Annotated in this window: 22 protein-coding genes; 12 read left to right on the forward strand and 10 right to left on the reverse strand. The window is 62.4% G+C overall.

Annotation, left to right across the window (positions count from 1 at the left end):
• Positions 1-14 precede the first annotated feature (14 nt).
• From DNK34_RS21640 to DNK34_RS21655, 4 genes are all read left to right on the forward strand, one after another.
• On the forward strand, positions 15-1109 hold the full coding sequence (locus DNK34_RS21640) for a type I restriction endonuclease (protein WP_131176928.1): 1095 nt from the start codon (positions 15-17) through the stop codon (positions 1107-1109).
• A 60-nt stretch (positions 1110-1169) separates the two neighbouring features.
• Positions 1170-1478: a hypothetical protein gene (locus DNK34_RS21645; protein ID WP_131176927.1), complete on the forward strand. Its 309-nt coding sequence runs from the start codon at positions 1170-1172 to the stop codon at positions 1476-1478.
• A 127-nt stretch (positions 1479-1605) separates the two neighbouring features.
• Complete coding sequence (locus tag DNK34_RS21650; RefSeq protein ID WP_131176926.1) at positions 1606-2502, forward strand: DUF6731 family protein; 897 nt, start codon at positions 1606-1608, stop codon at positions 2500-2502.
• Positions 2444-2890, forward strand: a complete 447-nt coding sequence (locus tag DNK34_RS21655) for a hypothetical protein (RefSeq protein ID WP_131176925.1) — start codon at positions 2444-2446, stop codon at positions 2888-2890. Before DNK34_RS21650 ends, DNK34_RS21655 begins: the two co-directional genes overlap by 59 nt.
• Before the next feature lie 229 nt (positions 2891-3119).
• Here DNK34_RS21655 and DNK34_RS21660 read toward each other — a convergent pair whose 3' ends face one another.
• The gene (locus tag DNK34_RS21660; RefSeq protein ID WP_131176924.1) at positions 3120-3452 is read right to left on the reverse strand and encodes a type II toxin-antitoxin system HicB family antitoxin; all 333 of its coding nucleotides are present in this window, start codon (positions 3450-3452) and stop codon (positions 3120-3122) included.
• Positions 3449-3703, reverse strand: a complete 255-nt coding sequence (locus DNK34_RS21665) for a type II toxin-antitoxin system HicA family toxin (RefSeq protein WP_131176923.1) — start codon at positions 3701-3703, stop codon at positions 3449-3451. The genes DNK34_RS21660 and DNK34_RS21665 overlap by 4 nt, the downstream gene beginning before the upstream one ends.
• A 192-nt stretch (positions 3704-3895) precedes the next feature.
• Between DNK34_RS21665 and DNK34_RS21670 the strand changes: the two genes are divergently transcribed.
• Positions 3896-4132, forward strand: coding sequence for a hypothetical protein (locus tag DNK34_RS21670; RefSeq protein WP_131176922.1), 237 nt, complete (start codon positions 3896-3898; stop codon positions 4130-4132).
• A 216-nt stretch (positions 4133-4348) separates the two neighbouring features.
• On the opposite strand, the gene DNK34_RS21675 is transcribed toward DNK34_RS21670, so the two are convergent.
• Positions 4349-4792: a DUF3592 domain-containing protein gene (locus tag DNK34_RS21675; protein ID WP_131176921.1), complete on the reverse strand. Its 444-nt coding sequence runs from the start codon at positions 4790-4792 to the stop codon at positions 4349-4351.
• 207 nt (positions 4793-4999) lie between these two features.
• Here DNK34_RS21675 and DNK34_RS21680 point away from each other — a divergent pair, with 207 nt between their 5' ends.
• From DNK34_RS21680 to DNK34_RS21690, 3 genes are all read left to right on the forward strand, one after another.
• On the forward strand, positions 5000-5362 hold the full coding sequence (locus tag DNK34_RS21680) for an RcnB family protein (RefSeq protein ID WP_165496995.1): 363 nt from the start codon (positions 5000-5002) through the stop codon (positions 5360-5362).
• A 174-nt stretch (positions 5363-5536) separates the two neighbouring features.
• Positions 5537-5983, forward strand: a complete 447-nt coding sequence (locus DNK34_RS21685; RefSeq protein WP_131199345.1) for a hypothetical protein — start codon at positions 5537-5539, stop codon at positions 5981-5983.
• Positions 5984-6264: 281 nt separating this feature from the next.
• The gene (locus DNK34_RS21690; protein ID WP_131176918.1) at positions 6265-6924 is read left to right on the forward strand and encodes a DedA family protein; all 660 of its coding nucleotides are present in this window, start codon (positions 6265-6267) and stop codon (positions 6922-6924) included.
• A gap of 74 nt (positions 6925-6998) precedes the next feature.
• Here the strand turns inward: DNK34_RS21690 and DNK34_RS21695 are convergent, their stop codons facing one another.
• From DNK34_RS21695 to DNK34_RS21705, 3 genes are read right to left on the reverse strand one after another with little or no spacing between them, the layout of a single operon-like run.
• The gene (locus DNK34_RS21695) at positions 6999-8438 is read right to left on the reverse strand and encodes an AdeC/AdeK/OprM family multidrug efflux complex outer membrane factor (RefSeq protein ID WP_131176917.1); all 1440 of its coding nucleotides are present in this window, start codon (positions 8436-8438) and stop codon (positions 6999-7001) included.
• Complete coding sequence (locus DNK34_RS21700) at positions 8435-11578, reverse strand: efflux RND transporter permease subunit (protein ID WP_131176916.1); 3144 nt, start codon at positions 11576-11578, stop codon at positions 8435-8437. The genes DNK34_RS21695 and DNK34_RS21700 overlap by 4 nt, the downstream gene beginning before the upstream one ends.
• Before the next feature lie 14 nt (positions 11579-11592).
• Entirely contained in the window at positions 11593-12735 is a 1143-nt protein-coding gene (locus tag DNK34_RS21705; protein ID WP_165497336.1) for an efflux RND transporter periplasmic adaptor subunit, read from the reverse strand.
• A 206-nt stretch (positions 12736-12941) separates the two neighbouring features.
• On the opposite strand from DNK34_RS21705, the gene DNK34_RS21710 reads away from it, so the two are divergent.
• Positions 12942-13577, forward strand: a complete 636-nt coding sequence (locus DNK34_RS21710) for a TetR family transcriptional regulator (RefSeq protein WP_131176915.1) — start codon at positions 12942-12944, stop codon at positions 13575-13577.
• A 298-nt stretch (positions 13578-13875) separates the two neighbouring features.
• Here DNK34_RS21710 and DNK34_RS21715 read toward each other — a convergent pair whose 3' ends face one another.
• Positions 13876-15231: a GntP family permease gene (locus tag DNK34_RS21715; RefSeq protein ID WP_131176914.1), complete on the reverse strand. Its 1356-nt coding sequence runs from the start codon at positions 15229-15231 to the stop codon at positions 13876-13878.
• A gap of 83 nt (positions 15232-15314) precedes the next feature.
• On the reverse strand, positions 15315-17069 hold the full coding sequence (locus DNK34_RS21720; RefSeq protein WP_131176913.1) for an IlvD/Edd family dehydratase: 1755 nt from the start codon (positions 17067-17069) through the stop codon (positions 15315-15317).
• 187 nt (positions 17070-17256) lie between these two features.
• Between DNK34_RS21720 and DNK34_RS21725 the strand changes: the two genes are divergently transcribed.
• A complete protein-coding gene (locus DNK34_RS21725) occupies positions 17257-17934 on the forward strand; it encodes a GntR family transcriptional regulator (protein WP_207390860.1) in 678 nt (225 codons plus the stop codon).
• A gap of 77 nt (positions 17935-18011) precedes the next feature.
• Positions 18012-18485 (forward strand): LEA/WHy family protein, encoded by a 474-nt coding sequence (locus DNK34_RS21730; protein ID WP_131176911.1) that lies wholly within the window; start codon positions 18012-18014, stop codon positions 18483-18485.
• 42 nt (positions 18486-18527) lie between these two features.
• Here the strand turns inward: DNK34_RS21730 and DNK34_RS21735 are convergent, their stop codons facing one another.
• Positions 18528-19430, reverse strand: coding sequence for a YihY/virulence factor BrkB family protein (locus DNK34_RS21735; RefSeq protein WP_131176910.1), 903 nt, complete (start codon positions 19428-19430; stop codon positions 18528-18530).
• A gap of 363 nt (positions 19431-19793) precedes the next feature.
• Here DNK34_RS21735 and DNK34_RS21740 point away from each other — a divergent pair, with 363 nt between their 5' ends.
• Positions 19794-20138, forward strand: a complete 345-nt coding sequence (locus DNK34_RS21740; RefSeq protein ID WP_131176909.1) for a zinc ribbon domain-containing protein YjdM — start codon at positions 19794-19796, stop codon at positions 20136-20138.
• Between the two features lie 45 nt (positions 20139-20183).
• Here DNK34_RS21740 and DNK34_RS21745 read toward each other — a convergent pair whose 3' ends face one another.
• Entirely contained in the window at positions 20184-20984 is an 801-nt protein-coding gene (locus DNK34_RS21745; RefSeq protein WP_411269325.1) for a hypothetical protein, read from the reverse strand.
• Positions 20985-21095 lie beyond the last annotated feature (111 nt).

The raw sequence follows: 21095 nt of genomic DNA on the forward strand, positions 1-21095 counted from the left end.
CAAGGGAGGGAGTCATGGAGTTTGAGGAACGGTTGGCCAGCCTGGCCGCTAAGATTCGCCAGCAGAAAGCAGCCATCCAGACCGAAGAAGCAACGAAGACGGCATTCGTCATGCCGTTCATCCAGTCGGTACTTGGGTATGACGTGTTCAACCCCTTGGAGGTTGTCCCTGAGTTCACCGCGGATGTCGGTACCAAGAAAGGCGAGAAGGTCGACTACGCCATCCTGAAAGATGGAGAGGTGCAGATACTGATCGAAAGCAAGAAGATCGGCGAGCCTCTGAACATCAATCACGCCAGCCAGCTATTCCGTTACTTTCATGTCACCTCAGCCAGGATCTCGATCCTGACAAATGGCCGGGTCTACAAGTTCTTCACCGATCTTGATGCGCCCAACAAGATGGACGAGAAGCCGTTCCTCGAGCTGGACCTTCTGGACATTGATGATCATGCGATTCCCGAACTGCAGAAGCTCACGAAATCCGCCTTTGATGTTGACTCGATCATCAGCGCTGCTGGCGAGCTGAAGTACGTTGGCCAGATCAAGCGCGCCCTGGCCGCTCAATTCAGCAACCCGGACGACGACTTCGTCAGGCTTTTTGCCTCCCGCGTCTATGACGGCATCCTGACTCAGAAGGTGCGCGAACAGTTCGCGCAACTGACCCGCAAGGCCACCTCTCAGTTTCTCAGCGACCAGGTCAATGATCGCCTCAAGTCGGCAATATCAGGCGGAAGCCAGACGGTAATCGCTGCGCAGCCGGTACAAGCAACTGGCGAAGCCTCCCCTACCGCTGTCGAAGAGGTGGAAAAGGACAAGGTCGTCACCACCGCCGAAGAGATCGAGGGCTACAACATCGTCAAAGCCATCGTGCGCACGGAGGTGGATGCCAAGCGTATCGCGGCCCGCGACACCCAGAGCTACTTCGGTGTTCTTCTCGACGACAACAACCGAAAGCCTATCGCCAGGCTGCACTTCAATCGCGCCCAGAAGTACATCGGGATCTTCGACGCCGACAAGAACGAAACACGCCAGCCCATCGAGACACTCGACGACATCTTCACCCATGCCGAAGCGCTCAAGGCGACTGTGCGGTCCTACGAGGATTCCTGATCGCCGCATCCCCTGCCAGGTCATCTGGAGGGGTGGGGATTTGTAGGAAGGAGTTTCAAAGTGTCAGCAATCTGGAAGCTAAATCACCGCAGCCTGCTTATCGCCGCGGTTCTCGCTCTGCCTGCATGCTCAGCGTTCGGCCCGTTCAGCGAGTATGAAAAAGAACTGATCAACAGGCCTATTCCGGCAGATAAAAGCCAGCGTGAGATCGAGTGCGGCATCCTCCAGGCTCACTACAACTGGTCGCTAGCCATAATCGATCAGCGAGACAAAAACGGATGGGAGGATAAATCCTCGAAAGACGTGATTGTCTCGGACGCCTGGGCCGACCGTCTACGCGCTAAGCGGCTCGGATGCAGCGGCTGGTAAAGGGAAGGGTAGGATTTGTGGTGTTTGATGGTGATCGGCGCAGGGCTATGGCACTGCTGATCTAGAATGCCCGAGAGGCATGATCCATTACAACAAGACGCGATTTAGGAATAAGTGGAGTCAACGGATGGCTGAAAAGCTCAGGAAGTACGCAATCGATTTTTTCACGGGCCAGCTCGGGCCGGCAAATCACAATGAACCACTGAGTACCTTTCTTCGGCACTTGGAGCGAGTCGGCTGCCAACACATAGAAGGCCTGACCTACGACATTGAGATCAGGAACCTCCGGGAAGCAGATCCGGGAGTATTCCAAGGCGTATTTGCGAAGATTCGAAAAGATGAATTGCCGCATGCCGGTCGCGCCGGGCATCCCGATAGAGAGCTGGGGCTTGCTGACGACGAAGGCCTGGTAGACAAGAACCACTTCGTCTATTTCCAGGAGAATGAACTACTGGTCATGCAGGCAAATCGACATGCAGGGACTGCCGTTGCGCTTGGTAAGTATCTGACCGATCTGAATGGACAGCATGCGGTTTCCTTCAATCCCGTCATACAACCGGATGCAACGCGTCGCCTAATGCGCGATGACCTCACGCCGATAAGCCTTGAAGCAAGCTTTGCTCGTCCAACAAATCCAGATATGTATCCGGACGACGACTGGTCGCCTCAACTTCTGGACACCCTATCCCAAATCGGGGGAGGTAACGTGAAGCTGAGTATCTCACGAGACAAGAAGCGCGTTGCCGAAGGAGCTGACCGGCTTTCAGACAGGGCTCGACGAGCTGCCCAAGCATTCATGCAGATGCCGACCGTGAGGAAAATCAAAATCGACATGGAAGACGAAAACGGCATCGTCTACCCTATTGACCTCATAGCTGATCGTCTCAAGGTCAAGATAGAGATTTTAGTGAACGGGCGCTATCCGAATGAAGCAGCCATGTACAGGGCTCTTCGAGGAGCAAAAGATGACCAGCGCGACAATCTCCAGCAGATTTTCGGGGTTCCCGGTGCGGCTCTTAATTAGAGCTGCACTCTTTTCTACGGTCTGCCTCGCCGTAAGCATGGCGCCAGGAATTCCGGGACGAATTACCGATACTATCTCGGTTCTTTCGTCAGTAAGTGCAACGCTGCTCGGTTTTATCATCGCCGCGGCGACGCTTCTGATTTCCTTGATTGACCGACCATTCATAAGGAATTTGAATAAGACGGGCCATATGAGTCAGCTGTGGCGACAATTGGTCGGCTCCGGAACAGGCATGCTTCTGGCGCTAATCGCTTGTCTGGTGGCGATGACTCTCAATGAAAAGCATGCCGTTTACTCGATCGCGGTCAGCTTCAGCTTCCTTGCAGTAGCTGCATTCGACCTGATCGACTGCACCACGAAACTCATGAAGGTCATGGCCCGCATATAGCGCGGCCAGATGCTCATAAGCAAGAGCCCACCCTCGCGAGGCTTTTCACATCCCCTCCCAATTCCGCGAACCCCATCACAGAACCGTCCTGCCCCTCTGCCCCATGGTCAAGGCTCCACACAGGAACCTCACATGATCATCACCATCTTTTCTGATCGACCTACGCTCAACCACTGAGCAGGCTTTCACACCAACCCCGAAAGCCCGCGCTCATCGGCTGCTTCAGTCATCAAGCATGCGTGGCCCGCTCGAACACTTCGTCAGCCCATTGATTCAGGCTTTTCCCCGCCGACCGGGCTGCGATAGTCGCAGCAGCATGCACTTCTGGGCGGATGCGCAGCATCACTTTCCCGGATGCCGGCTTCTCGGGATTGATCCCTTGCTCGGCACAGTCAGCCAGGTAGTCATCGACAGCAGCAGCCAACTCGCTGCGCAGCTCAGCTACCGAGTCGGCATGAAAGCTGATGATGTCGCGCACACCCAGCACTCGGCCGACGAAGATGTCGTCACGCTCATCAAACTCGACTCGAGCGGTATAGCCCTTATAGGTCATGCTGTTCATAGCTCTGCTCCCGCCCGCCGAAGGAACTCACGGGCCTCTTCTACTTGATACTTCTTGGCTTCCTTTCCTGGATGCGGCCGATGGCAACGCCACTGAATATCTCGCAGCACAAGCTTGACCCGCGAGCCCTCACGCTCCAGCACTTGACCGCCCAGGTGGATGACCAAGGCCTCGATGTCAGCAAACACCAGCGCGGCGCTGGTTGGCGTGCGGTAGATCGCCTCCAAGGTTTTTCGATGCCTGTTTTTCATGCTGTTAATGCTATCAGAAAAAGATAGCAGGAGTATCCAGGACCTTGAGGCTTGCACAACCAAACAACCCTGCTTCCGATGCTGCGCAGTCGAGTGAGCTATCCCTTTCGACCTTCTCCCTGATAGCCTATTCGGCTCTGTTCAGCAGGGCGAGCGCATCAAGCCAATGCGCTCCACTCCCTGGACACACCCATGAGCAGAAGCAAACGCAAGACCCCGATCTGTGGCATCACCACAGCCAAGAGCGAAACTTTCGATAAAGCATGCTGGCATCGGGCATTCCGTCGTGCCGAGAACCTGCGCCTGGCTACTGACCCGGAGTCGGAAGCCCATCACATCCGTGAATTCTCAGACCCCTGGTCGATGCAGAAAGACGGCAAATGTTACTGGGGCGACGAGCACCGGGATGCCAAATGGCTGCGCAAGTAAGCCTCGCCCCAATTCTGCGAACACGCCCCAAGAACGCCCGGGCATCCTCACGTAAACTGCTATTTCCGTAGCAGTTTCCAAGACAGCGATGAGTTTCGACCCTCGATCGCAACTACCGGGATCCCGGCGGTTTCCCGAGCGCTGGTTCTCAGCTTCCTTAACACTGACCAGCCCCAGCAGCCGGCACCGTGTATGCCCACGTGTATGCCTAACGAATCAACCAAAGACAAACATAATTAATAACAGCCACTTACCAATCAAGTTCAAATGATGCGTACTCAACAGTTCCACCAACAGAAACAGGCCGGCGATCACGCTGAGCAGCACGCCCAGCCAGAAGAACGAGGCACCGCGCTGTACGGGGGTGTCGATCACGGCGTGCTTGGGATAGGCGGGGTTGTAGCGCACGGCGACGACATCCCCTTTGCGGTAATGACGCCAGCTGCTCATGCTGCTTTCGTGCACGTGCAGGTTGCCTTGCTCGTCGCGCCACTCGAAGCGTGGGTAGCGGCTTGGCGTGGCGGCCCCCCATTGACTGCCGATGATGCGTCCCTGTGCCCGCGTCCAGTGGCGGCTGGCCCGCCGCCTCGCCAGGCCAAGCCCCATCAGGACGGCTCCGATACAGCCGAATGCAAGGGCGAAAAACAGGGACGCAGGCATGTCTGTCTCGAATAGGGAATGTAGAAAGTAGGTGCGTCCAGAACGGCGAAGGTTCACGAAAAATAGCGCACGGCATCCGCCCCCTGATTCGGCCGTGCACGCCGCTGAAGCGCCCAGCGGCGCCACCAGGCCAGGGGCATGAAGATTTAGGTTGAGTATCTTGCAGGGTTGCCTGTCTCAATGGATAGACCGAACCAGGAGGCAGTCATGAAACCCATTACCACCCTAGGTACTTTGCTCGGCACCCTGTTGCTCACGGGCATGGCCCATGCCGCGGACCCGCAGGAGCAGGAACCGGCCCGCGAGGCTTATCAGAACCAGGTGCTGCAGCAACTGCCGGATCAGGAAGATCCCCAAGCCAAGGACCCGATGCATATCGGTGAACTCAAGGAGGGGACGCCCGCACCGCACAAATACTGGCGTGAGGACTACGCCCTCAAGGACCTGAAAGCGCACAACCTGCCGGAGCCGGAAGACAAGGAGCACGAGCACTGGGTGAAGATCGGCACCGACTACGTGCTGCTCAACAACAATACCGGCACCATCCAGAAGATCATCAAGGCCAAATGATGCCTTGATCGCCAGGCTTTCCCCAGGCGCCGAATCGCGCGATTCGGCGTCTGGGGCTGGGCGTAAAAAATCTCGGAAAAAATCTTAAAAACACCAGGTTCACCGCTATCATTGTCACTGGCGCCTGCTACGGCGCGCCCTCTGACTTGGCGCTTTCTCCTCTAAGGATGGACGATGAAAGTTTCTGGAAATACTCCCGTGTTCGATCCTTCCCCTAGCGGCAGTGAATGGCTGCGCAGTGCCGCCGCGCTGTTCGTCGGCGCCATCCTCGCCTACGGCACCCTGCTGCTGGCGGCGTTGCTGCGCCCGGAGCAGCCTGCCGCGACTCCAGCGGTACGGGTCACTCCGACAGAATCTACCGTGATCGAAGCGCCACAGGCGAATGATGATGATCCCTGGTGGCGCGGCGATGAGCAGTTCTGGCGCGAACAGGCCAGGCTCAACAGTGCCGCCGTGGCGCCACAGTACCGCGAGCTTCAGGTCACCTGGGCACGACAGATGGCGGCGACTGCAGAGTTGCGTGCGCAACAGGCCAACCAGGCTGCTTCCAAGCCCCTGGCCCTGCCCGCCAAGGAGCGGGATGCCACGCCGCACCGTATGCCAGCCGGGGAACAGCGCTAAGCCGAAGCCAGCAGTAGCGGAAGCGTCGGTATATTCCACCCACAAATGGCCGGCTGCGGAACGCTTGACGTGTCCGTCGCTCAAACAGCTGCCAGCGCACTGGAAAGGCGTCACCGGGCAGCGATTGATCTGCTCTTCTGGCTTCGCATGCCGCCATGCTGTGGCGAGCGCGGCTCACCTGCCATTCGTCAACAGGGGCAAATGCCGGCTCGAAACATGCTTGAGCATATCGAGCACGCACGCATGGGCGGTGCCCCTGCGCTGAACCGATGGAGCACTTGATGGACTTTATTCACCTGGTTATCGATTTCATCCTGCATATCGATCAGCATCTGGCGGCCCTGATCGCCGCCTACGGCACCTGGATCTACGCCATCCTGTTCCTCATCGTGTTCTGTGAAACAGGCCTGGTGGTCACCCCGTTCCTGCCGGGCGACTCGCTGCTGTTCGTCGCTGGCGCCATCGCCGTACACGGCAGCATGGACGTGCACCTGCTGGTGGCGCTGCTGATCTCCGCCGCGATCCTCGGCGATGCACTGAACTACACCATCGGCCGTTTCATGGGCAAGAAACTGTTCAGCAACCCCGATTCGAGGATCTTCCGCCGCCGCTACCTGGACATCACCGAGGGCTTCTACGTCCGCCATGGCGGCAAGACCATCATCCTCGCCCGTTTCGTCCCCATCGTGCGCACCTTCGCCCCTTTCGTCGCCGGCATGGGCAAGATGGCCTACACCCGCTTCGCCGCCTATAACGTGGTGGGCGCCATTCTCTGGGTCACGCTGTTCACCTACGGCGGCTACTTTTTCGGCAACCTGCCTGCGGTACAGAGCAATCTGCACTATCTGATCCTGGGCATCATCGTCGTCTCGATCATGCCCGGTATGGTGCAGCTGATCCGGCACAAGCTCAGTACCGCGGCCCGCTCGCGCGCGCAGTGATTCGCCAGTACGCCCGCTGACACTCATGAAAAAGCCCCGATAAACGGGGCTTTTTCATGATGCTTGGAGCCGGATCAGGATCTGGGGGCACTGGCCGTCTGCGCCCGCTCATGCCAACCGCCGCCGAGGGCCTTGTACAGGTTAACCTCGCTGGTGAGCTGGGAGAGACGATCGCCGATCAGTTGCTGCTGGGCGCTGAACAGCTGGCGCTGGGCATCGAGCAGGGTCAGGTAGCTGTCCACACCAGTACGGAAACGACGCTCGGCCAGGCTGAAATAGCTTTCCGAGGTCTGCACCAGTTCACGCTGGGCCTGCAGTTGCTCTTCGTAGGTGGCGCGGGCGGCGAGGCCGTCGGCGACTTCCTGGAAGGCGGTCTGGATGGCTTTCTCGTACTCGGCGACCTGGATGTTCTTCTGCACTTCGGCATAGTCGAGGTTGGCGCGCAGACGCCCGGCCGTGAAGATCGGCAGGTTGATCTGCGGCTGGAACAGCCAGGTGCCCGAACCGCCGTCGAACAGACCGGACAGCTGACTGCTGGCCGTGCCGGCATTGGCGGTCAGGCTGATGCTCGGGAAGAACGCCGCCCGCGCCGCACCGATGCTGGCATTGGCACTGAGCAGTTCATGCTCGGCCTGGAGCAGATCGGGACGCCGCTGCAGCAGTTCGGAAGGCAGGCCTGCCGGCACTTCGGCCAGCAGGTCGTCATCCAGTACCTCGCCACGCGGCAGGTCCGCCGGCACGCCGCCACCCAACAGCACGGACAGGGCGTTGCGATCCAGCGCCACCAAGCGGGTGTACTGCGCCAGGCTGACCTGGGCGGTCTGCACCGCCGTACGCGCCTGGCTCAGGGCCAAGGCATCGGTCACGCCGACATCGAAGCTGCGCTGGGTCAGTTCCAGGCTGCGCTGGTAGGTGCCCAGGGTGTCACGCGTCAGTTGCAGCAGCGCCTCGTCGGCCTGCAGCGTCAGGTAGGCGTTGGCCACGCTGGCGATCAGGCTGATCTGCGCGCTGCGCCGGGCCTCTTCGGTCGCGAAGTACTGCTGCAGGGTCTGCTCGTTGAGGCTGCGCAGACGACCGAAGAAATCCACTTCCCAGGCATTCACCCCGAGCGTGGCGCTGTACTGGCTGCTGATCATCGAGTCGCCGGTCTGCGACAGATCGCCCGGCAGGCGCTGGCGCGAACCGGCACCGTCGGCCGAAACGCCGGGGAACAGCTCGGAACGCTGGATGCGGTACTGCGCCCGGTAAGCCTCGACGTTCAGTGCGGCCACGCGCAGGTCACGGTTGTTGCTCAGTGCGGTGGCGACCAGACGCTGCAGCGCCGGGTCACGCAGGAACTCGCGCCAGCCGAGATCGGCGGCCGGCACCGCGGTCTGCGCGGCACCGCCCTCGTACGCCTGGCCCGTGGGCCAGGCCGCGTCCACCGGCGCCTCGGGGCGCTGGTAGTCGGGGATCAGGGAGCAGCCGCTGAGCACGACGGCCGCGACTGCCAGGGACAACAGGGACTGCCTCACTGGACGGCCTCCTTCTCAGTGGTTTCTTTGCTGCGCTTGTCCTTGAACATCGAGCTCACCAGCACATAGAACAGCGGCACCCAGAAGATCGCCAGGATAGCGGCCGAAAGCATGCCGCCGATCACGCCGGTACCGATGGCGTGCTTGCTGCCGGCACCCGCACCGCTGGAGATGGCCAACGGCACGACACCGAGGATGAACGCCAGCGAGGTCATGATGATCGGGCGCAGACGCATGCGGCAGGCTTCCACCGCCGCATCCACGTAGCTATTGCCCTGCTCGTGCAACGACTTGGCGAACTCGACGATGAGGATCGCGTTACGTGCCGACAGGCCGATGGTGGTGATCAGGCCGACCTGGAAGAACACGTCGTTGGACAAGCCACGGCCCAGGGTGAACAACAAGGCGCCGATCACCCCCAGCGGTACCACCAGCATCACCGCGAACGGGATCGACCAGCTCTCGTACAGCGCCGCCAGGCAGAGGAATACCACCAGCAGCGAAAGCGCATACAGAGCCGGGGCCTGAGAGCCAGAGAGGCGTTCCTCGTAGGACTGCCCCGTCCAGTCGAAACCGACCCCCTCCGGTAGTTGCGAGGCAACTTCCTCGACCGCGGCCATGGCCTCGCCGGAGCTGTAACCCGGCGCCGGCTCACCGAGAATCTCGATGGCGCTGACGCCGTTGTACCGGGCCAGCTTGGGCGAACCATAGGTCCACTCGCCAGTGGCGAAGGCGCTGAACGGCACCATCTGTCCCTGGTCGTTGCGCACGTGCCACCTGTCCAGGTCTTCGGGATTCATCCGCGAGGCGGCATCACCCTGCAGATAGACCCGCTTGACCCGTCCGCGGTCGATGAAGTCGTTGACATAGGCGCCCCCCCAACCGATCTGCAGGGTGCTGTTGACGTCGGCCAGAGACACCCCGAGGGTACGCACCTTCTCGTCATCGATCAGCAACTGGTACTGCGGCTCGTCCAGCAGGCCGTTGGCGCGGACGCTGCTGAGCACCGGGTTCTCACGGGCCAGCTGGAGGAATTTGTCGCGAGCCTCGTTGAGGGTGGCCTGGCCAACGCCGGCACGGTCCTGCAGGAACAGGTTGAAACCGGTGGCGTTACCCATCTCCATGACCGCCGGCGGGGCGAAGGCAAAGACCATCGCGTCGCGGAACTCGCCACCGAAGAACTTGCCCTGGGCGCGTTGCGCCAGCTCGAACACACTGGTGCCCGCCTCGGTACGCTCGGCCCACGGCTTGAGCATGATGAAGGCCATGCCCGAGCTCTGACCACGGCCGGCGAAGTTGAAGCCGGTTACGGTGAACACCGAGTTGACCACGTCCTTTTCTTCTTCGAGCAGGTACTTGCGCATGTCATCGACCACGGCCGCGGTGCGCTCGGCGCTGGAACCCGATGGCGTTTGCACCTGGGCGAAGAGTACGCCCTGATCCTCTTCGGGCAGGAATGCCGAGGGAATCTGGGTGAACAGCCAGATCATGGCCGCGACGATCGCCGCGTAGATGATCAGGAACGGCGCCTTGCGCTTGAGCATGGCTTTGACGCCACGCTCGTAGCCATTGACGCTGCGCTCGAAGGTACGGTTGAACCAGCCGAAGAAACCGCCCTTCTCGTGGTGCTCGCCCTTGGCGATGGGCTTGAGCAGGGTGGCGCACAGCGCCGGGGTGAAGATCAGCGCCAGGATGACCGAGAGCACCATGGCCGAGACGATGGTGATGGAAAACTGCCGGTAGATCACCCCCACCGAGCCGCCGAAGAAGGCCATCGGCAGCAGAACCGCCGAGAGCACCACGCCGATGCCCACCAGCGCGCCCTGGATCTGGCCCATGGACTTGCGCGTCGCTTCGAGTGGCGACAGACCTTCCTCGCGCATCACCCGCTCGACGTTTTCCACCACCACGATGGCATCGTCCACCAGCAGGCCGATGGCCAGGATCATGGCGAACATGGTCAGGGTATTGATGCTGAAACCGCAGGCCGCGAGGATGCCGAAGGTACCCAGCAGCACCACCGGTACCGCCAGGGTCGGGATCAGCGTGGCGCGCAGGTTCTGCAGGAACAGGTACATCACCAGGAACACCAGCACGAAGGCTTCGATCAGGGTACTGACCACGCCGCTGATCGACGCAGAGACCACAGGCGTGGAGTCGTACGGCATGACCACTTCCATGCCGGCCGGGAAGAACGGCCTCAGTTCCTCGATGGTGGCGCGGATCGCCTTGGCGGTATCCAGGGCGTTGGCCCCGGTGGCCAACCTGATCGCCATGCCGGACGCGGCGTTGCCATTGAACTTGGCGCTGACGCTGTAGTTCTCGCCGCCCAGCTCGACCCTGGCGACGTCGCCCAGGCGAACCTGGGAACCGTCACGGTTGACCTTGAGCAGGATCTCGCGGAACTGTTCCGGCGTCTGCAGGCGGGTCTTGCCGATGATGGTGGCGTTGAGCTGCTGGCCGGGGGCGGCGGGCAGACCACCGAACTGACCGGAAGAAACCTGTACGTTCTGCGCCTCGACGGCGCTGCGCACATCCGTGGGCGTCAGCTGGAAGTTGTTGAGCTTGGCCGGGTCCAGCCAGATGCGCATGGCGTACTGGGCGCCGAACACCTGGAAGTCACCGACACCCGGGGTACGGGAAATCGGGTCCTGCATGTTGGCGATGATGTAGTTGGACAGGTCCTGGTTGCTCATGCTGCCATCGGTGGAGACCACGCCGATCACCAGCAGGAAGTTCCTCACCGACTTGGTCACCCGCAGGCCCTGCTGCTGCACTTCCTGGGGCAGCATCGGGGTAGCCAGCTGCAACTTGTTCTGCACCTGCACCTGGGCGATGTTGGGATCGGTGCCCTGGTTGAAGGTAACGATGATCTCCATGCTGCCGTCGGAGTTGCTCGACGAACTGATGTAGCGCAGCCCGTCGATACCGTTGAGCTGCTGTTCGATCACCTGGACCACGGTGTCCTGCACGGTCTGCGCGGAAGCACCCGGGTAGTTGACCTGGATCGACACGGCGGGAGGGGCGATGCTCGGATACTGGTTGACCGGCAACGAGAGAATGGACAGACCGCCCGCGAGCATGATCACCAACGCGATCACCCAGGCAAAGATCGGCCTGTCGATGAAGAAATTCGCCATCGTGTTGTCGCTCCTTAGCGGCTGGCAGCCTGGTCGGAACCCGACGCCTGCGGTTCAGCGACATTTTTCGCCGCGGTGGTCTTCACTTCGACGCCCGGCTGAACGAACTGCAGGCCCTCGGTGATCAGCTTGTCGCCCGGGTTCAGGCCTTCGATGATCAGCCAGCGGTTGCCAGCGGTGCGTTCGGCCTTGAGCTGGCGCAACTCGACCTTGTTCTCGGCGTTGACCACCAGCGCGGTCGGCTCGCCCTTGGCATTGCGCGTCACCCCTTGCTGCGGTGCCAGGATGGCCTTCTGGTTGACGCCGGCGTTGAGTCGCGCATGGACGAACATGCCGGGCAGGAGGTTGTGATCCGGGTTGGGGAACACGGCGCGCAGGGTGACCGAGCCGGTGCCTTCGTCGACCGACACTTCGGAGAATTCCAGCTTGCCTTCGTGCTCGTAGTCGCTGCCGTCTTCCAGGCGCAACTGGACCTTGGCGGCGTTTTCACCGGCCTTCTGCAACTGGCCGCTCTCCAGCTCGCGGCGCAGGCGCAGCAGATCCTTGCTCGGCTGGGTCACATCGACATAGATCGGATCGAGCTGCTGGATGGTCGCCATGGCGTTGGCCTGGCCGTTGCTGACCAAGGCGCCCTCGGTGACGGCCGAACGACCGACACGGCCGCTGATGGGCGCCAGAACCTTGGTGTAGCGCAGGTTGATGCTGGCCTGCTCCAGAGCCGCTTCGGCCTGCAGGCGTGCAGCCTGGGCCTCGTCGTAGGCCTGACGGCTCACCGCCTGATCGGCGACCAGATCCTTGTAGCGCTCGGCCAGGGACTTGGTCGATGCCAATGTGGCCTGGGCGCTCTTGTAGGCCGCCTGATAGACCGACGCATCGATCTGATAGAGCTGCTCGCCCGCCTTCACTTCCGAGCCCTCGGCGAACAGACGCTTCTGGATGATGCCATCGACCTGCGGACGCACCTCGGCGATCCGGTACGCGGCGGTGCGTCCCGGCAGTTCGCTGGTCAAGGTATAGGGCTCTGCCTGCAGGGTGACGATCCCCACGCTGGGCGTCTGCGCGGGCGGCGGCGCCTCGCCTTCACTGCAACCTGCAAGGGTGAGCGTGGCCAGAGCAACGGCGGAAACCATAGCTGCGAAGGCTGGCTTCTTCTGCATCTGAAAAGACCTCATATTCATATTGATTCTTGCCGGGCGGGCGATACCTGGGCAGAGAGCCGAGGTGGATAGTAGGGACAGGTAGGGAATATACTTACATTCGAGAATGTTTGTAAATGCATGTTTTGTGCAACACTGTGACCTGTTGTGACGCCTGTAGACCGGCTGCAAGCCATTCAATCACCACTGCGGAAGCGCCCCCGACCATGGCCAGACGTACCAAAGAGGAAGCCGAAGAAACCCGTGCGCACATCCTCGATGCTGCCGAACGGGTTTTCTACGCCAAAGGCGTTTCGAGCGCCTCGCTGGCCGATATCGCTGCCGATGCCGGCGTTTCCCGGGGCGCCATCTACTGGCACTTCCAGAACAAGGTCGAGCTGTTCCAGGCCATGCTCGAACGCCTCAGGCTGCCACTCGAGGAACTGGCGCAGGCCTGCGAGAACGAAAACGAGCCGAACCCGCTGGGCCACATGCGGCAGTTGCTGGTCCATCTTCTGCAACGGGTGGCCGAGGACCCTCAAAGCCGCCGGGTCAGCGAAATCCTCCAGCACAAGTGCGAATACACCGACGACCTGGGTGACCTGCGCCAACGGATGCAAGCATTCAGCCAAGAGTGCGACCAGCGGATTGCAAAAACGTTACGCAATGCCGTCAACCAGGGGCAACTGCCCGCCGATCTGGACTGTTCGCGGGCGGCCATCTGCATGCACGCCTATATAGACGGCGTACAGGCCCACTGGCTGCTGAGCCCAGACAGCTACGATCTCGGTAGCCAGGCCCATGCCATGGTGGATGCCCTGCTCGACATGTTGCGCAATAGCCCCGCGCTGCGCACAGCATAGTCCAGCAGGCGACATTATCCACCGCGAACGGCGGCCGGCACGTCAGGTGCAGGTGCAGGTGCAGGTGCAGGTGCAGGCACCACTTTCGCACGACGAGCGCGTGGCAACGCCCTGCCAATGGGCGCTGTGCTTTCATCGCGGATGTGAGCCTCTGAGGCTCGAAGGCGAACCGCGCCAGCCAGGCCGCCACTCGGGATGGCCATGTCCCCACGGCTCAGCGCCCTGGCGGTGCTCGGCGACCGCCAGGGCACCCGGAGCGCCCCCCTCGAGAGGTCACGCCCGGGGCCAGAGGCGATGCTCAGTCGATGAACAGGCTGACCAGCAGACACATCGCCAGTCCGGTCAGGCCAACGATGGTCTTCATCACCGTCCACGACTTGAGGGTATCGGACACGCTCATGCCGAAGTAACGATTGGCCATCCAGAACCCCGAGTCGTTGACGTGGGAGCACACCGTACCGCCACAGGCGATGGCGATGCACAGCAACGCGGTCATCTGCTCACTGACATCGAACATGCCGGCTACCGGTGCGGTCAGGCTGGCGCCGGTGATCATCGCCACCGTCCCGGAACCCTGGGAAATGCGCATGACCGCCGAGGTCAGGAAGGCGAACAACAGCAGCGGCATGTTCAGGCTCTGCATGTTCTCGGCGAGGATCCTGCCGATCCCCGATTCGATCAGCACCTTGCCGAACACGCCGCCGGCGCCGGTGATGAGGATGATGATGCCGGCCGGCTCGAGCGCCCTGGTGGCGATCTTCTGCAACTCGTCCTTGCTGTAGCCGCGGCGGTAGCCGAAGAACCAGAAGGTCAGCAGCGCGGTGATCAGCAGCGCCATGATCGGATTGCCGATGAACATCAGCGTGGCGCGCAGGCTGCTGCCCTCGGGCAGCAGCAGATCGGCCGTGGTGTTGCCGAGAATCAGCACCAGGGGCAGCACCAGGATCGCCACGACGCCGCCGAAGCCCGGGAGCTTGTTCGGGTCGTCATCGAACTTGCTCTCGCCCTGCACCATGAACTCGGGCACCGGTACGAAGATGCGGCTGGAAATGAACTTGCCGAACAGTGGCCCGGCCACCGCCATGGCCGGCAGGCCGCAGATGAAACCCCAGATGATCACCCAGCCCAGGTCCGCGCCCATGATGCTCGCCGTGGCGATCGGCCCCGGCGTCGGCGGAATGAAGGTATGCGTCACGCTCAGGCCGGCGCACAGCGGAATGCCGTAGAACAGCAGCGAGCGCCCGGTGCGTTTGGCGATGCCGTAGATCAACGGCACCAGGATGATGATCGCCACATCGATGAATACCGCGATCGACACCAGAAAGCCGGTCAGGCCCAGCGCCCAGGGCACCGTGCTGTCGCGACAACGCTCGATCAGGGTCAGCGCCAGGCGTTCGGAACCGCCCGATACCCGCAGCATCTCGCCGAACATCGAACCCAGGCCGATGATCAACGCCACGGTGCCCAGGGTGCCGCCCATGGCCTTGGCGATGAAGTCCAGCAGTTCCTCGGGCGGCATGCCGATGGCCAGTCCCACGCCCAGGCTGGTCAGCAGCAGGGCGAGAAAAGGCTGCATGCGCAGGCGCACGATCAACAGCAGCAAAACCGCGATGGCGCAAACGGCCACCGACACGATCCAGGCGGTACTTTCCATCTGTTACTCCAGTTGTTCTTGTAGGGAGTTTCTATGGGTAGGCGCTGCCCGGGTTGCCCGGGCAACTGACGAACAGGCGGGCCTCAACCGTCGCGGGGCACGCGCCCTTGCATGGTCGGTGGGCGCAGGAATTCGAAATCGCAGCCCTTGTCCGCCTGAGTGATCTGCTCGAAGAACAGCTTGCGATAACCGCGCTCGGCGCCCTGGGGCCTGGGCAGCACCAGCTCATCGCGACGGCGTTGCAGTTCCTCGGCCGGCACCTGCAGTTCGATGCTGCGCTCGGCCACGCTCAGGCGGATGCGATCGCCGTTGCGCACCAGGGCCAGGGGGCCACCGAGCGCCGCCTCGGGGGTGACGTGCAGGACGATGGTGCCCGCCGCGGTGCCGCTCATGCGGCCGTCGGAGATGCGCACCATGTCCTTGACCCCGGCGCGGGCAAGCTTCTTCGGAATCGGCAGGTAGCCGGCCTCCGGCATGCCGGGGGCGCCGACGGGGCCGATGTTCTTCAGCACCAGGATGTCGTCGGCGTTGACGTCCAGTTCGGGGTCGTCGATGCGCAGCGCCATGTCCTCGGAGTTCTCGAAGACCACCGCACGGCCTGCGTGCTCCATGAGCGTGGCATCGGCCGCCGACTGCTTGATGATCGCCCCTTCCGGGGCCAGGTTGCCGCGCAGAAAGGCGATGCCGCCCACCGGATAGATCGGGTCGGCGATGCTGCGCACCACGTTCTGCGGGAAGGCCGCGACATCGTCCAGTTCCTCGCCGAGGGTGCGCCCGGTAACGGTCAGGGCGTCCAGGTGCAGCAACGGGCGCAGCTCGCGCAGCACGGTCTGCATGCCGCCGGCCATGTGCAGGTCTTCCATGTAGTGCTGCCCGGACGGCTTGAGGTCGACCAGCACCGGCGTTTCCCGGCTCATGCGGTCGAAGGCCTCGAGGTCGATGTCCAGGCCCATGCGCCCGGCGATGGCCGTGAGGTGGACGATGCCATTGGTCGAGCCGCCGATGGCCAGCAGCACACGCAGGGCGTTCTCGAACGCCTTGGCGGTGAGGATCTTGTCGGGGGTCAGGCCGCTGCGGGCCATCGCCACGGCCTGCTTGCCGGTCAGTTCGGCGATGCGGATACGGTCGGAGGTCACCGCGGGTGGCGAGGCGCCGCCCGGCATGACGATACCCAGCGCCTCGCCGATGCAGGCCATGGTGCTGGCGGTGCCCATCACCGAGCAGGTGCCCACGCTGGCGACCAGCTTGGAATTGACCTCGTTGATCTCCTGCTCGTCGATTTCCTGGCCGCGGAACTGGCCCCAGTATCGGCGGCAGTCGGTACAGGCGCCCACGCGCACGCCGCGGTGGCCGCCGGTGAGCATCGAGCCGGTGATCAGTTGCACGGTGGGGATGTTGGCCGAGGCGGCGCCCATCAGTTGCGCGGGGACGGTCTTGTCGCACCCGCCGATCAGCACCACGGCATCCATCGGCTGGGCGCGGATCATCTCCTCGGTGTCCATCGACATGAGGTTGCGCAGGTACATGCTGGTGGGCGTGGAGAAGCTTTCGGCGATGGAGATGGTCGGGAAGTCGATGGCCAGGCCGCCCGCCATCATCACGCCGCGCTTGACCGCATCGATCAGTTGCGGCGCATTGCCGTGGCAGGGGTTGTAGCCACTGCCGGTGTTGGCGATGCCGACGATGGTGCGATCCAGCGCCTCGTCGGTATAGCCCGCGCCCTTGATGAAGGCCTTGCGCAGGAACAGGGAAAAACCGGTGTCGCCATAATTGGTCAGGCCCTTGCGGATCCCGGAAGGCACCACCACGGCTGGGGTGTCGGCTGCTTTATCAGTCATGGGCAGTCTCTTGTTGATTAGATTATTGATAATCTTGTCGATATATTTAGCCATGCCGATGATCCGATGGCAACAGGGTGCGAAGACGAGGATGATTGAGACCACAGCAAAAGCGCTCTATATTCGGGCGCCCATGCCAATCCCACAGACAAGCGAAGCCGTGAACAACAGTGAACGAACACGAGACGTGGAGCCGACGGTAAAGCGCGTCGTCGATACCCTCGAAGAAGAAATCGTGTTGGGTTTCCTGCATCCGCGCGAGCGCCTGGTCGAGGACGAACTGCTCAGCCGCTTTCAACTGAAACGGCATGTGGTGCGCCAGGTACTGGTCGAGCTGGAACGCATGGGCCTGGTGGAGCGCAAGCGCAATGTCGGCGCGCTGGTGAAGGCCTACAGCGTCGAGGAGGTCGAACACCTGTATGCGGTGCGCGAACTGCTGGAAAGCCATGGCGTCGCCATGATCCGCCTGCCCTTGCCGGCCGAGCGCCTGGAGCCGCTGATCGAGGTGCAGCGCCAGCACGACGCCGCCGTGGCCGCCGGCGATCTGCGCCGCACCTTTCGCCTCAACGTGACCTTCCACCGCGAGCTGTTCAGCCTCTCCGACAACCCGGTTCTGGTCGAGGCGATCCAGGCCCACGCGCAACGCGCCCACTCGATCCGCGCCTCGACCATGGTCATGCCACAACAGCTGGAGCGTGCCCGCCTGGAGCACTGGCAGATCATCGAAGCCCTGGGCAGCGGGGACAGGGAACGGCTGATGACGCTGTGCCGCGACCACCTGAAACCTTCGCGCGATGCCTATATCGAGGCCTATAGGCGGCGCAGCCAGGGCCTGCAGGACGGCGGCGCCACACGGCGCGCCTGAACGACCCGGCGATAGGCGGAGCAAAAGCCGGCCGCGCACGGTCTGAACAGCTGGATCCATTGCCGCCGGGAACGCCCATGTCCATCGCCACGCTGTTGCGCAGTCTAGTGCTTGTCTCGATCGTCTCCGGCCTGAGCGCCTGCAGCTCCTTCGCCCCGCGCGATCCGCTGAATATCGACCTGGTCGGCCTGGAACCGCTGCCGGGAGAGGGCCTGGAAGTCCGTTTCGCGGTGAAACTGCGGGTGCAGAACCCCAATGAAACGGCGCTCGACTTCAATGGCGTGGCCCTGCAGCTGGATATCAACGACCAGCCGCTGGCCCGTGGCGTCAGCGACCAGAGCGGCCAGGTGGCGCGGTTCGGCGAAACGCTGATCAGCGTGCCCATGACCATTTCCGCCTACTCGGCGCTGCGTCAGGCCTGGGGCGCCAGCACTTACCAGCCGGGGCAGAGCCTGCCCTATCAATTGCGCGGCAAACTCGCCGGCGGCGTGTTCGGCACCCGGCGCTTCAGCGATAGCGGCCAGTTGACCTGGCCACAGCCCATCCCCTGAGACCGCCGCCGGGTCTCCTCTCCCGACAGGCGACCTGCCCGGTCACGGCGAGGAGTGCGAGGCCTGCGCCTCGGCCTCGGGTTCGATGGTCTTCTCGCCAGGCTCCTTGCCCTCGCTCGACAGGTGTTCGATGACCGCATTGAGTTCGGCGCCGAACAACAGCACCGCCGCGGAAATGTACAGATAAAGCAGAAACACGATGATCGCGCCGATGCTGCCGTAGGTGGCGTTGTAGTTGGCGAAGTTCTGCGCGTAGTAACCGAAGCCCACGGACGCGGCGATCCACACCACCACCGCCAGCGCCGAGCCGGGGGTGATGAAGCGGAACCGCTGCTCCACGTCCGGCGCCACGTAATACACGGCCGCGACCACGATCATCAGCAGGAACACCGCCACCGGCCAGCGCAGCCAGGCCCACAAGGTCACCACGATCTGCTCGATGCCGATCTGCTGCGCCAGCCAGCTCATCACCTGCGGCCCCAGCACCATCAGCGCCGCCGCCATGAGCAGGGTCGCGGCGATGGCGACGGTGTACAGCAGCGACAGCGGGAAACGCTTCCAGGCCGGCCGCCCTTCCTTGACGCCATAGGCCTTGTTCATCGCATCCATCACCGAGCGCACCGCCGATGAGGCCGTCCACAGCGCCACCAGGATACCCACGGAGAACAACCCGGCCTTCTGCGTCTGCAACTGGTCGATGATCGGGTTGACCAGTTCGACCGTGGACTGCGGCAGCACCAGTTCGGCCTGCTGACGCAGCCAGTCGAAAAAGGGCTGCATGTCCAGCAGGCTGATCAGCGCGACCAGGAACAGCAGGAAGGGAAACAACGAGAAGAACATCTGAAAGGCCAGCGCCGAGGCATAGGTGGGCAACTCGTCATCGACGAAATCGGTCACCGTGGTCTTGATCACCTGGAACAGACTGACGCCTTGCGCAAAGAACATATCGCCTCCACTGGCAATGATCCGCCACCCTCAGGCGGCCTCCAAAAAGTCGATGCGGTACCGGCTCAGGCACCTGACAACCTGTTGGAGGTGGCAAACGCGCCATGAGTTCGGCTTTTCCGCTGCGCCGCCGCACAGCTCGCCCCCGTTGCCCGATAGAAACGGGCGCCTCACTGTCGGCCGGGGAGGCATTTTCCCGCACGCCCCGGCCACCTGCTGGCTGCTCCATCCGGTCCTGGAGGCCGCTCGAAGGCGAGGCCGAGGCGCTGCAGCGGGCCAGCCGGGCGCAATTGCATGCGGCGGCAGGCGACAAAACCTTATATAATTTGCGGCCTTTTCATCACTGGCCATCGAGGATTCCCCGTGAGCACGCTGCCACCCTGCCCCGCCTGCAACTCCGAATACACCTATGAAGACGGATCCTTGCTGGTCTGCCCGGAATGCGCCCACGAATGGTCGGCCGACGCCGCCGCCGAAGCGCCAGGCGATGACGCCAAGGTGATCAAGGACTCGGTGGGCAACGTGCTGCAGGACGGCGACACCATCACCGTGATCAAGGATCTGAAGGTCAAGGGCTCGTCGCTGGTGGTCAAGGTCGGCACCAAGGTCAAGGGTATCCGCCTGGTCGATGGCGACCATGACATCGACTGCAAGATCGACGGCATCGGCGCGATGAAGCTCAAGTCGGAGTTCGTCAGGAAGGTCTGACAGGCCGAGCGGCCGGCCCGCTCGCCTCGAACGCCTGCCCGCGGCTCACTGCACGGGCAGGAAGTTGAGGAACAACAGGCCATGGGCGTAATTGACGCCGATGCGCCGATAGCGCTCGTCGAGTACATCGCTGAGGTAATCCAGACGCGCGACTATCTTGCCGAACTCCACGGCGAAGCTGAGGTTGCGGCCTTCATCGGAGATCTCGTTGGACAGCAGCAGGGGCCTGCCCTGGGCATCGCGGCGGCTGGCCAGCAGCCAGGTCGCCCTCTCGATATTGCGCGCGGCGTTGTGCACGAACTGCGCATCGATGGAATCGGTGAGATAGAACTGGGTACGCCCGCCGTGGGCGGTCACCAGCATGCTGCCGATGGCGTAGATGAAAGCCCCCACCCGATCCCCCTGGAATTCCACGCTGAGCGCATAGCTGAGGGCGACGATATCTTCGCGTCCTTCCAGCGAGGGTAACGGTCGCCCTTGCTCGATGGCCTGCTGCACCGCCCGCTGCGCGGCCTCGCTGCTCTCCAGGCCGGTCTTGCGCCATTCGCGGGGGTTGCGTCGGTAGAGCTTGTCCATCAGCCGGTAGAGGCTGTTGAGGTTGTTGCGCATGCCAATGGTGGCGAGGCGGTCGGAGTGGGTCTGGAACAACTCGCCGGGCCCGACGGAAGAGCGGTTGTCGAGGAATGCGCGATTGTCCTGATGGCGGGCACAACCAGCGGCCTGGAAAAGCAGCGCGAGCATCAACAAGCAGCGCCAGACCGTTGCGCGACGCCGCCTCGGCAGCGCTGGGCGCGAGCCGCGAGCGGAGCCAGGGGACTCAGGGTTTGAGGCGTTCGAATAGTCCATTGACTGAACGATCCATCCTTGCGCAGATGGCATAACACTAACAAGCCGAATGCCGTTATGCCTGTTACGACGTCACACTATGCCGCTGATGTCGGCCATCCCCATAGACCC

The sequence above is a fragment of the Phytopseudomonas dryadis genome (assembly GCF_004327355.1).
In the GTDB taxonomy this organism is placed as follows: Bacteria; Pseudomonadota; Gammaproteobacteria; order Pseudomonadales; family Pseudomonadaceae; genus Aquipseudomonas; species Aquipseudomonas dryadis.